Source organism: Phaeodactylibacter xiamenensis (genome assembly GCF_965229835.1).
GTDB classification, from domain to species: domain Bacteria; phylum Bacteroidota; class Bacteroidia; order Chitinophagales; family Saprospiraceae; genus Phaeodactylibacter; species Phaeodactylibacter xiamenensis.
In genome coordinates, this window is the sequence record NZ_OZ245931.1 from 3,636,117 (window position 1) to 3,646,577 (window position 10,461).

General features: G+C 51.6%; 12 protein-coding genes. 7 read left to right on the top strand and 5 right to left on the bottom strand.

Annotation, left to right across the window (positions count from 1 at the left end):
- Positions 1-8: 8 nt before the first annotated feature.
- From hypE to ACO08I_RS13615, 4 genes are read left to right on the top strand one after another with little or no spacing between them, the layout of a single operon-like run.
- Positions 9-1,073: a hydrogenase expression/formation protein HypE gene (hypE, locus tag ACO08I_RS13600; RefSeq protein ID WP_238578227.1), complete on the top strand. Its 1,065-nt coding sequence runs from the start codon at positions 9-11 to the stop codon at positions 1,071-1,073.
- Positions 1,073-1,474 (top strand): group III truncated hemoglobin, encoded by a 402-nt coding sequence (locus ACO08I_RS13605; RefSeq protein WP_044216943.1) that lies wholly within the window; start codon positions 1,073-1,075, stop codon positions 1,472-1,474. The genes hypE and ACO08I_RS13605 overlap by 1 nt, the downstream gene beginning before the upstream one ends.
- Positions 1,475-1,480: 6 nt before the next feature.
- Positions 1,481-2,590 carry a hypothetical protein gene (locus ACO08I_RS13610; protein WP_421949582.1) on the top strand — a complete coding sequence of 370 codons (1,110 nt, stop codon included), beginning with the start codon at positions 1,481-1,483 and terminating at the stop codon, positions 2,588-2,590.
- A gap of 32 nt (positions 2,591-2,622) precedes the next feature.
- Entirely contained in the window at positions 2,623-3,186 is a 564-nt protein-coding gene (locus tag ACO08I_RS13615; RefSeq protein WP_282778546.1) for a bifunctional nuclease family protein, read from the top strand.
- A 108-nt stretch (positions 3,187-3,294) separates the two neighbouring features.
- On the opposite strand, the gene ACO08I_RS13620 is transcribed toward ACO08I_RS13615, so the two are convergent.
- Positions 3,295-3,933 carry a sugar-binding protein gene (locus ACO08I_RS13620; RefSeq protein WP_282778548.1) on the bottom strand — a complete coding sequence of 213 codons (639 nt, stop codon included), beginning with the start codon at positions 3,931-3,933 and terminating at the stop codon, positions 3,295-3,297.
- A gap of 171 nt (positions 3,934-4,104) precedes the next feature.
- On the opposite strand from ACO08I_RS13620, the gene ACO08I_RS13625 reads away from it, so the two are divergent.
- The 3 genes from ACO08I_RS13625 (at position 4,105) to ACO08I_RS13635 (ending at position 6,794) form a co-directional block, all read left to right on the top strand.
- Positions 4,105-4,695 carry a hypothetical protein gene (locus ACO08I_RS13625; protein ID WP_282778550.1) on the top strand — a complete coding sequence of 197 codons (591 nt, stop codon included), beginning with the start codon at positions 4,105-4,107 and terminating at the stop codon, positions 4,693-4,695.
- A gap of 124 nt (positions 4,696-4,819) precedes the next feature.
- Positions 4,820-6,148, top strand: coding sequence for an AAA family ATPase (locus ACO08I_RS13630; protein WP_421949583.1), 1,329 nt, complete (start codon positions 4,820-4,822; stop codon positions 6,146-6,148).
- A 43-nt stretch (positions 6,149-6,191) separates the two neighbouring features.
- Positions 6,192-6,794 (top strand): RloB family protein, encoded by a 603-nt coding sequence (locus ACO08I_RS13635; protein WP_421949584.1) that lies wholly within the window; start codon positions 6,192-6,194, stop codon positions 6,792-6,794.
- Positions 6,795-6,893: 99 nt separating this feature from the next.
- Here the strand turns inward: ACO08I_RS13635 and ACO08I_RS13640 are convergent, their stop codons facing one another.
- The 4 genes from ACO08I_RS13640 to ACO08I_RS13655 all read right to left on the bottom strand — a co-directional run bounded on the left by ACO08I_RS13640 (position 6,894) and on the right by ACO08I_RS13655 (position 10,292).
- Entirely contained in the window at positions 6,894-7,838 is a 945-nt protein-coding gene (locus tag ACO08I_RS13640) for an endonuclease/exonuclease/phosphatase family protein (RefSeq protein WP_421949585.1), read from the bottom strand.
- A gap of 461 nt (positions 7,839-8,299) precedes the next feature.
- Positions 8,300-9,166: an RnfABCDGE type electron transport complex subunit B gene (locus ACO08I_RS13645; RefSeq protein ID WP_421949586.1), complete on the bottom strand. Its 867-nt coding sequence runs from the start codon at positions 9,164-9,166 to the stop codon at positions 8,300-8,302.
- A gap of 13 nt (positions 9,167-9,179) precedes the next feature.
- Positions 9,180-10,037 carry a hypothetical protein gene (locus tag ACO08I_RS13650; protein ID WP_282775359.1) on the bottom strand — a complete coding sequence of 286 codons (858 nt, stop codon included), beginning with the start codon at positions 10,035-10,037 and terminating at the stop codon, positions 9,180-9,182.
- 72 nt (positions 10,038-10,109) lie between these two features.
- On the bottom strand, positions 10,110-10,292 hold the full coding sequence (locus ACO08I_RS13655; protein ID WP_282775360.1) for a hypothetical protein: 183 nt from the start codon (positions 10,290-10,292) through the stop codon (positions 10,110-10,112).
- Positions 10,293-10,461 lie beyond the last annotated feature (169 nt).

Genomic DNA, 10,461 nt, shown 5'->3' on the forward strand with positions numbered 1-10,461 from the left:
ACTAAACTATGGCAATAACCGACCAAAAACGCCGCATGCAGCTGCAATGCCCAATGCCCAAACTCGACTTTGAGGTAATTACCCTCGGGCACGGCAGTGGTGGATTGCTAACCAACCGGCTCCTGGACAGCGGTGTATTTGAAGTACTGAAGAATGACATTCTGGACAAGCGCCACGATGGAGCGACCCTGAACCTCAGCGGCCCTACGGCCTTCACCACCGACAGCTTCGTCATTTCCCCTATCTTTTTTCCGGGTGGGAATATCGGTGAGCTGGCGGTGAATGGTACCGTGAATGACCTCGCCATGTGCGGGGCGCTGCCCGAGTACCTGTCCCTGAGCTTCATCCTGGAGGAAGGGCTGCCGGTTAAGCAGTTTTGGGAAGTGCTGGTCGGGGTAAAGGTCGCCTGTGAACTAGCGGGCGTGCAAGTCGTCACCGGCGATACCAAAGTGGTGGAAAAAGGCAAGGGCGACAAGGTCTTCATCAATACCACCGGCGTTGGCCGTTTGCACCCCAGGGCACAAATCGACGTCAACCGGGTACAGCCCGGCGACCAAATCATCGTGAGCGGGCAGTTGGCCACCCACGGCATGGCCATCATGTCGGTACGGGAAGGGCTGGAGTTCGAAACTACAATTGAAAGCGACTCCTGCAATCTGAACCACGCGGTCAGGGCGTTGCTCGATGCTTTTGGCCCCGACATCCACCTGCTGCGTGATCCTACCCGGGGCGGTGTCGCTACGGTACTTACGGAGATTGCCCGGGACACCGGGCTGGGCGTGAATTTGCAACAGCGCCAACTGCCCATTGACCCGCAGGTGGCTGGTGCCTGCGAAATGCTTGGGCTCGACCCGCTCTACGTAGCTAACGAAGGGCTCTTTATTGCCGTAGTGGCTGCTGAAAAAGCGGATGAAGCCCTGGCTATGATGCGGGAGCAGCCATATTGCGAGAATGCCGCCATCATCGGGGAAGTCACAACAGACCATCCCCGCAAGACCGTGCTTACCAGCAGCATCGGTGGCAAGCGCGTAGTGAACATGCTCACCGGCGAGCAACTACCACGGATTTGCTGATGAAAAAAGACATTAACAACCGCAGTGATATTGAGATGCTAGTGGACGACTTCTACAAACGAATGTTGGAGGACCGCCTGCTGCGCCCTTTTTTTCTGGAAGCCGCCAACGTACACCTGGCCGAGCATTTGCCACTGATTTGTGATTTTTGGGAAACGGTCCTCTTCCAAACCGGTATCTATCAGGGTGGCACCTTGCAGAAGCACTTGGAGCTGCATATGGAAAAGCCCCTTAAAGCCCGCCACTTCGAACGCTGGCTGGAGCATTTCCAGGCAACGGTCAACACCCACTTCGAGGGCCCAAAAGCCGAAGAAGCCAAACAAAAAGCCCGGTCGATCGCTGCCGTTATCCGGGTCAAAATTGATAACCTGGAGCGCCGCCGTAAGGAGCTCAACAACTAAAAAACGATGACACCCACTTCCTCACAGGAACAATTACGCCCCGAGCTTCTTCAGGACACCCGGGTTTTTAAAGGCGCAGAAGGCAGCCCTCTGCTTGCTCCAAGAGGCGTATTCCTGAGCCATAACCGGCTTTTTGTTGCTGATACCGCCCAGAACCGCCTGTTCATCTGGCACCAACTGCCCGAACATGAATTCCAGGACCCGGATGTGGTGCTGGGGCAGCCCGCCAAAGCAGAAACTGGCCGGAATGCAGGTGGCGGCACTTCAGCATCCACCCTGTTCTATCCTTCCGGCATCTGGTCGGATGGCAAACGGCTGATCGTAGCTGATGCCTGGAACCACCGCGTTCTGGTCTGGCACCAATTGCCGGAAAAGGACGGCCAACCGGCAGACGTGGTCATCGGCCAACCCGATTTTGAACGTAATGAGGCTAATGTAGCCGGGATTAGCCACCACCCTACCGCTCAGTCCCTGCACTGGCCCTACGGCGTATTTTCAGATGGGCAACACTTGTGGATTGCCGATACAGGCAACCGGCGGGTATTATTTTTTGAGACCATTCCCACTTCCAATTATGCCGCCGCGGATAAAGTGCTGGGCAAGCCTTCCTTCGAGGAGCGCGACTACGACCACAATGACCCCATCTGGCCTTACTCCGTGAAAGTAAGCCCTGATGGTGCCCTGGCCATTACCGATACACAGTATTACCGGGTCCTCCTCTGGCATGACTGGAAGCAGGCCTTTGGCAGCAAAGCAGATGTCATCATTGGGCAGGCTTCCTTTGACGGTAACGGGCAGAATCAATACGGCTGGTTCCCCCAGGCCAATACCCTGAACTGGTGTTATGACTCTTGCTTTTATAAAGATGGGCTATGGGTGGCCGATACCGGCAACAGCCGCATCCTGTGGTTTAAGCAACTGCCTTCCGAACACAATACGCCGGCCGACAACCTGATCGGGCAGAAAAACTTTACCACAGGAAGCGAAAATAAAGATACCATCTGGACGACCGAGGAGAGCCTCTACTGGCCTTTTCAGGTGAGTATCGAAGGGCAGACTATGGTTGCAGCTGACACTGGCAATCACCGCATCGTCATCAATCAGCTTGCCCGATAGACCTTTTTTAAACCGCCCTAATCTGCTAACCTATGGATTACATCCCGGTTGAAGTAGCGGCGCTTACGGATGCGCCCGATCAATCTCAGGCTTTTGTGCTGGTACTGGAAGAAGTGGATGGCTTCCGGCGGTTACCTATTAAGCTGGGGCATGCGGAGGCACAGGCCATCGCCCTGGCGGTACAAAGCCGGGAACTATCGCGCCCGGCCACTCATGACCTCTTTGCCGAAGTACTTCAATCGGCAGGTCTCCAATTGCGGGAAGCCAGGATTAACCGTATGGAAGGCGAGGCTTTTTGCGCCTTGCTCACTTTCAGAAAGCCCGATGGCAATACTTTCGAGCAGGATGCCCGCCCTTCTGATGCCATCGCCCTGGCGCTTCGGCTTTCTTGTCCGGTAAAAGTAACTGGCAATATCATGGACGAGCACGGCATTCTGTCCAACCGCTTAACACCTAATACCGCCTGGATCAAAGGGAAGCTTGAGGACTATACATTGCCTGAGTTAGAAGCCTTATTGCAGCAGGCGGTGGAACGGGAAGATTACCAATCGGCTTCCCGTATTCGGGATGCTATCACCCGCCTGTCCAATTCCTGATCATTGTTCACTGAAGGTATAGGCTTGTGCCGCTTCTTCCCAATTGATCTCTAACATATAACATTTGTCTTTGAGCTGGGCAAAGGGCGGTACCTTCCATTGCCTGGCTTACGCCAATTGCAGACACCCAAATGACGAAGGGACATGAAAATCAGGCTGCCCGGTTTGCGGATCCACCCAGGTGATCCAGTTAAAGGTGGCTTTATCTCCAGTGATGTCGAGGCAGCGCCCCCGGTATAAACCCGCTTGCAGGTAACCCCCATCCTGAATCAGATGCAAGTTGCGGAGAGACTCAAAGCTAATCCGCCCCTGCAGCCAGTATCCGGAGGGGGTACGCCCCGTTTCGAGTTGCAGATGCCCTTCCGGCCAACCCCAGGTTTTATCCGATTGGCGGTAGTAGCTCGACTGGTAATCGTAGACCCTGCCGAGCGGGTCCATTTCCAGCCCGTAGTACCGCTTCAGTTCCGGGTCCTGCCGAAAGAAAATCTCCACCCGCTCGGAATTGAGGACGTCGAACTTGGTGTGGTCTTTTTCGTAGATCAGAATATTGGATTCCTGTACATCAAACCGGAAATAGAGATACACGCCATCGTGGAGGGCGCGGAAATTGACACCCGTCTCTTCAACTTCCAGCCAGGGAGAGGAAAAATCGCGGAGGATGGTGGCGGGTTGCCAGTTGGGGAAGTGGTTGGGTGGAGTAGGGACCATTCTTACCTGGTAGGTTTTTGTGGGTTTGTGGCTGTTCATTTGGGCAAGGTACATATTTGCAAACAACACCCCAAAAATTTACTCAAGCAGTGCAAAAGCAAGTTTGAGCCCGGCAGATTAGGCATTATACAAAGTCAGAATAGCTTTTTTCCCACTATATTGCTCCACAATTCTTTAACTTCAGCTATTGCCGTAATGAATAAAAATAACATGCCATTCACATTCAAAACCACAAAAGGGAAAACGTATTACCTTAAATCGCGGATCACAAAGAAAGGCAACACCACGTACTATTTGACCCAGAAGAAAGATGCCGAATGCCTCAGCGTAGTGCCTGCGTGGTACGAAGTGTTTGAAAAATACGATTCCGGGCAAGCCTACATCCGAAAAGTCAAGGCGAGCCACATTGAACCAACAGAGATAGCTGCCATTGAAAAGGAATTGCGCCAAAACAAGTTGCTGCATGATTTCAAGCTGGATATCTGCGGGGATGAGATTCGCATATATACCCAAGAAAGTGGAGCGGCAAACGAGAGGGCAGACTTATTGAAAGGTTTCCTGTCCGCTACCCGGGGAAACCCTGAAGCGACTTGGAATAGATTTGCACGGTACGAAGAACGAATGCGGGTCATCCTTACCCAGCACAAAAGCGAGCGTGAGTTCGTCTTCCAAAGGTATTGCTACCGGGGCTCTATTGACGATTGGATCGTTATTGATTCCGGCAGCGATTTAGAAGCGCTGGCTCAAAAGAACTTGTACCACCTTGGGAAGGAATCTTATTATGAGTTGTTTGGTTTTTGAACCGGTCTTTGAGACCATACCCAGTTCTGCTGTGGTCTAATACAGGCGCTCTTCGCGGCTCCAAGAACAAGCGTTTTAATGATTTTATTCGTATATTTGTGAAATATACACTAATAATGCGATTATGATCATTGAATTTAGCCTTGGTAACTTTTGGTCCTTTAACGAAATTCAGACACTGCACATGCAGTCGGCCGCCATCAAGTCCAAATTCCAGAAAGTAGATCAGGAGAATCTTTTTCAGATAGGGGAAGATTTTAGCCTGCTAAAAAGCAAGGCTATTTTCGGTGCGAACGGGAGTGGCAAGAGCAATTTGATCCGGGGGGTTCGGAGTATGATCAGGATCATTCGTGAATGCATAAAGGATGAGCAGATTCTACAGAAAGAGATCGTCCCATTCTTATTCCAAAAAGCAGCACACCATGAACCCAGCTTCTTTCAGATCGCCTTTATCGCCGAGGGCGTACAGTATCGGTACGGCTTTGAAGCTGATAAAACACGAATAATTACGGAATGGCTGTTTGGAAAACCACTCGCTTCAGATAAAGGGTCGAAAATAAGAGAACGGTACTATTTCAAAAGAGAGGGCGATGAAATTAAGATCAACGAAAAAGAATTTCGGGAAGGGTTAGCGTTTGTTCCCAAAACTAATCAGGCATCTCCTTTGTACCGCGAAAATGTGCTTTTCCTTTCACTAGTCAATGCATTTAACGGCCGTATTGCCAAAAGTATACACCACTCTTTTTTAAAAAACATCAATGTTTCGTCTGGCCTTGAAGACCCTTTCAATTGGGTAGTTCTGCTAAATAAGCTAGATCAAGATAAAAGTTTTTCAAAGCGATTAACCCATTTTTTACAATCTATCGATCCCAAAATATCCAGATTGGACATAGTGGATGTTCCAAAAGCGGAAGCAACATCGCGCATATCTATGGTTCAGGAGCCCAATGAAAACCGAAAAGCGGGCTATGTGGTCATTTACAGATCGGCCAAGGATAGTGGCGGCAACTTGATGGAGGTTCCTCTAACCTTGCACTCACAGGAAGCAGAAGGCACAAAAAAACTGGCTACCTTAAGTCCTTTCCTTTTTCACACTTTGGATCATGGGGGACTGTTTGTCATTGACGAGTTTGATGCCCGGTTGCACCCCAATCTTAGTAGAAAAATCATTGAGCTTTTTCATTCTCCCAATACAAACAAGCGGAATGCTCAGCTCATCTTTGTATCCCATGACTCTAATTTACTGGACGCCCGATTGCTGAGAAGAGATCAGATCGCCTTCACTAAAAAGGATACCACGGGTGCTACAGAACTGTACGCTCTGGCAGAATTTAAAGGCGTGCGTAATGACAGTTCGTTTGAGAAAGATTATTTGATGGGCAAGTACAACGCCGTTCCGCATAACCTGACAGCCCTGGAAAGAGCTGTTGAAAACTATGTGGGCGGTGAGTAGGAAAGTTAAGAAAACTGATCGGGGAAAGGCTTGGAACAAAAAGTTGACTAAAACGAAACCACCTCATATTGAAACGCGGTCCAAGGCCAAGTCCTTTTATATCGTGTGCGAAGGCATGAACACCGAACCCGAATATTTTAAATCTTTTCCTCTCGGAAATGCTCAGGTTGAATCTTTCGGGCTGGGGCAATCGAAAACTAAATTGGTAGAAAGTGTCATTGAGCTTCTGACATCTGACGAATCCCTTAAGGAAAAAGAAGTGTGGGTAGTGTTTGATATGGATATTAATCACGAGCATGCGAACCAACAAAAAGAGGATTACAATAGGGCTATAGAGCTGGCTCACAAGAACAATATCAACGTGGCTTACTCAAACGACACCTTCGAACTTTGGTTTGTTTTGCATTATCAATACATTGACACGCCCTGGAATAGGGGTCAGTTTTTTGAAAGGCTTAGTGAGCTTTGGGGATGCAATTATTCAAAGGATGGAAAAGCTAAGGCTTTTTGTGAAAGGATATACCAAATGCTTTTAGAAGATGAGCATGCGAATCAAGAAAAAGCCATTTATCGAGCAAAAAAAATACATGACGAGCAAGCTCATTTGGTTTTTTCTGATAGAAACCCCTGTACAACTGTTTTTTAATTGGTCCAGGAGTTGAATCAATATTTATAGTCTGACAAGCTAAAATACGGCGACCCAACCTGAAAACCAGGCCCATTCTAAGGGGGATCCCGCCCCTTATCAATCAAAATCCACCTCCACCCACATCGGCCGGTGGTCCGAAATGTAGTACCGGCAGTACGCCTTGAAGTCCTCCTCGCTAAGACGGTCCCAAAGCTCAGGGAAAACGGCCGTGTCATAGTCAAACACACCGCTGTTTTTGATTTTGCGCTTCAGGCTTGGAAAGAACGCCACCTGATCATACTGCGCATCGGTGGAAATACTGGAAGCAATCCGGGTGGAGTGCTTTGGCACCGTTAGTCCGCGTTTGGAAAGCGCATCGTAAATCGGATCTCCGGATGCGGCAATGGGAATGTTGAAATCGCCCAACGCGATAATGTTGGGAGAAAAGGCATGCTCATCGTCCCGCCGCAGGTCTGCATAGCGGCCTACCGCGTAGGCTTCGAGCGCCCGGCGGTTCATGTCAGCTGTGGCTGTACCGCCAAAAAACAGGTGTGCATTGACCAGCATAAACCGATGGTTGCGAAACTGGAAACTGCCGATATAAGGATTGCGGTCGAACCCGCGAAAGGCCTGTTCGACGCCCGGCAGCCGAATCCACCGCTGCGCAGCGGGCTCAATGGCCAGCTCGCCGGTCATGGGCATCCGTTCCACCTTGCTGGTGTCATAGAAGTACGCAGCCCGCTCGTCATTCCCACCCCGGTCAGTGAACATGGGCTCATAAGAAGACCCAATAAAGGATTCCAACTGGTACAGCCCGCTGAGATCATCGTGGACCTCCTGCACCGCTACTATATCAAACCAGCTCATCATTTCTGCAATCAGCTGATAATGGGCTTCTGTGCGCTCGTGCAGCCCCAGGTTGGCTACGTTCCAGGTGGCAATCAACAGGCGGTCCGCTCTCTTATCTGGGATGCCCCGCTTGTCTTTGTGCTGCAGGAGGTGCTGCCGTTCCGTCTCTACGGAAAAGGGAAAGGTATAATCTGGTTTTTCAAAGGCTACCATGGGCTTATAGTTGTGCTTTCAAAAAGAAGTAGCTTCTTGTAAGAGAACACTTTTTCATCCCGTTTTGTGCCATCCGAAAGGCTCAAATGCAAGCGGATCTCGGCTTTTGCTCCAGAGTAAGCCGTTGAGAAGCGCCTGCGGAAGGCATTGAATGCGGCTTCTAAGACTGTGTTGGGATTTCACCCTTTGGGCTGCATTTGCCAAATTTTATCCTGCACTTCGTTGCTCTTCAGTCGCTTAGCTCAGGCTAGGCTCCCTCATCGCGCCTTGTTCAGAATAAAATTTGACTTCACTCGCTCCAAAAGCGAATTCCCAACACAGTCTAAAAACCGTATCTTGCGCCTATATTTAAAAAATAAACTCATGAGCGCCTATTTTTCGACAGCTGCGCCTGATTTTAAGGCCCTGGCACTTCCGGGTAAGGTTAGTGTAGTTGGCTATGCGGCCATTAGTTAACAACCTCAGCTCACCCCCACTTCCCGCGCCCCCTTCCGGATAATCTTCTTCGCATCCTTGCCTTTCTCCGCCTGCCCGTTGGCATTCCACCAGACAATAGCGCCGGTGGGGCAGCGCTGAATGGCGTCCTTGCTTTCTGCCGCCGCACCGTGGCGGATAACGGGCAGGTTATAAGCCATCTCAATCAGCCCGCCGGGCGCATCCATGGCACAGCGCCCGCAGGCCGTACAGGCCACCTCGCAGTCTTCCAGAATTTCGTTACCCTGCTCCAGGTTTTTGCAGGCTACCCAGAGGTGGTTTTGCAGGGGCTCCAGAGAGAACAAGCCCTTGGGGCAGGCTTCCACGCAGTCGCCGCAAGCCGTGCACTTGTCGGTATCGACGACCGGCAATCCCTGTTCGTCCATCTGTATGGCATCAAAATCACAGACTACCTCGCAGTCGCCGTAACCCAGGCAACCCCAGGAACAGCCTTTGCCGCCACCGCTGACCAATGCGGCAGCCTGACAGCTCCGCATGCCCTCGTACTGCGCCCGCACCCGGGCAACATTCGCCCCGCCGGCACAGGCCAGGCGGGCGACTTTGCGGTCTTCATTGCCCAGCGCCACGCCCAGGTACCCGGCGATCCGCTCCCGTGTCTCCTCAGAGCTGACCGTACATTTGCCCGGCAGGGCTTCCCCGGCAACCAGCGCTTCCGCAAAGGGACGGCAACCGGGATAACCACAGGCTCCACAGTTGGCGTGCGGCAGCATATCTTCTACCGTATCGATGCGCGGGTCCTCGTACACGTACAGCTTCTTATTGGCCAGTACGAGCATAAGGGCGAGCAGAAAAGTCAGGCCTCCGAGGGCAGCTATGGCGGTCAGGATAGTCATGTCAGTTTGTTTTCTAGTAAATCACCTCCGCCCACTTGCCGCCGGCAATCAGCTCGGCTTTGCGCTGCGCCCACTTTTCCTTGGAGCCCAGTACTTTGGCAAAGGCTTTGTCGAGGTTGTCTTTCACCTTAGCATAGCCGGCCACGTAGATGTAGGTATTCACCTGATTCAGCATCTCGAGCAGCTCTGCTGCGCGGTCTTCGATGGCTTTGTCCAGCTCAATCGGGTCCAGCCACTTCGGCCGCGGGCTGAGGGCACGGAATGCCCGGAAAGTGTCCTCATCGTAGTAGTTCATGAGGTCGCCATCCTTGTCATTGAGGTAGAGCAGCTCCAGGCCGGAACGGGCTCCGTAGAACAAGCGGATCTTGCCTTTCCAGTCTTTCTCCTCTGTAAAAATGTGCTTGACGAAGGCACGGAAGGGTGCAATACCCGTTCCCATACCAATGAGGATAAGGTTTGCGGTTTTGTCCTCAGGCACTGAGAAGGGCAGTCCAAATGGCCCGGTGATCGTAATTTCATCCCCGGCTTTGCGGTCGCAGAGGTAGTTGGAAGCCACGCCGTCGTAGCGTTCACCATTAACCTCATCCACATACGCGCACCGTTTTACCAGCATGGTGAGCAGCGCATTTCCATTTTCCCGCTTCGGCAGGTCAGCCACACTGTACAGGCGGTGGTGTTGGGTATTGCCAAACTCATCCTTGTAGTTCAGCAGTACGCCAAAGCTTTGGTCAATGGCACAATCAAACCCAGGCTCCAGCACTTCCAGCTGTATTTCCCGGACTTCATCGGTATCCATTGGCGTAAGGCGCTCGGTTTTGCGCACGGCAGCCCGGTAACGGGGCTCGGTCTGATAATCTGCTAAGTATGCCATGGTTGTTGTTTTTAAGGTTTATTGATCGAGACTTGACAAGAGCTTTGGTGTTGCCCTGGGAAACTTGTCAGGTCAGCTCTCTTTTTTGCATACGCCTCCGCCGCACCCGCAGTTGCCGCAGCTCCGGCGCTCCGCCAGCACATCTTCATCCGTGATCTGATCAGCAAACATCTGCCGCCATACGGTTTGGATGAGCAGCCAGTAGACCATCAGGGCGACTACGCCAACGAGTCCGATGATTAGGGAGGAGGTCATAATTTTTATTTTTGTGGGGTTTCCCCCGATTTCAAATTCAGGTTGAGGCTAAGGTTTAGGTTGAGGCATATACAGCGTGTACTCTAGGGGCGGCAGCGAGCTGCCTATTGCCTTTGAGGAAGAAAGCAGCTTGCTGCCGCGGCGGGCGAACACGTCCCTGCTCGCCTCA

What these genes read in the sequence shown, in the direction of transcription:
- ACO08I_RS13640 (WP_421949585.1), bottom strand. Translation starts at nt 7,838, where the DNA reads ATGGTAGCCTTTGAAAAACCAGATTATACCTTTCCCTTTTCCGTAGAG.
- ACO08I_RS13645 (WP_421949586.1), bottom strand. Translation starts at nt 9,166, where the DNA reads ATGACTATCCTGACCGCCATAGCTGCCCTCGGAGGCCTGACTTTTCTG.
- hypE (WP_238578227.1), top strand. Translation starts at nt 9, where the DNA reads ATGGCAATAACCGACCAAAAACGCCGCATGCAGCTGCAATGCCCAATG.
- ACO08I_RS13630 (WP_421949583.1), top strand. Translation starts at nt 4,820, where the DNA reads ATGATCATTGAATTTAGCCTTGGTAACTTTTGGTCCTTTAACGAAATT.
- ACO08I_RS13650 (WP_282775359.1), bottom strand. Translation starts at nt 10,037, where the DNA reads ATGGCATACTTAGCAGATTATCAGACCGAGCCCCGTTACCGGGCTGCC.
- ACO08I_RS13610 (WP_421949582.1), top strand. Translation starts at nt 1,481, where the DNA reads ATGACACCCACTTCCTCACAGGAACAATTACGCCCCGAGCTTCTTCAG.
- ACO08I_RS13625 (WP_282778550.1), top strand. Translation starts at nt 4,105, where the DNA reads ATGCCATTCACATTCAAAACCACAAAAGGGAAAACGTATTACCTTAAA.
- ACO08I_RS13620 (WP_282778548.1), bottom strand. Translation starts at nt 3,933, where the DNA reads ATGAACAGCCACAAACCCACAAAAACCTACCAGGTAAGAATGGTCCCT.
- ACO08I_RS13605 (WP_044216943.1), top strand. Translation starts at nt 1,073, where the DNA reads ATGAAAAAAGACATTAACAACCGCAGTGATATTGAGATGCTAGTGGAC.
- ACO08I_RS13655 (WP_282775360.1), bottom strand. Translation starts at nt 10,292, where the DNA reads ATGACCTCCTCCCTAATCATCGGACTCGTTGGCGTAGTCGCCCTGATG.
- ACO08I_RS13615 (WP_282778546.1), top strand. Translation starts at nt 2,623, where the DNA reads ATGGATTACATCCCGGTTGAAGTAGCGGCGCTTACGGATGCGCCCGAT.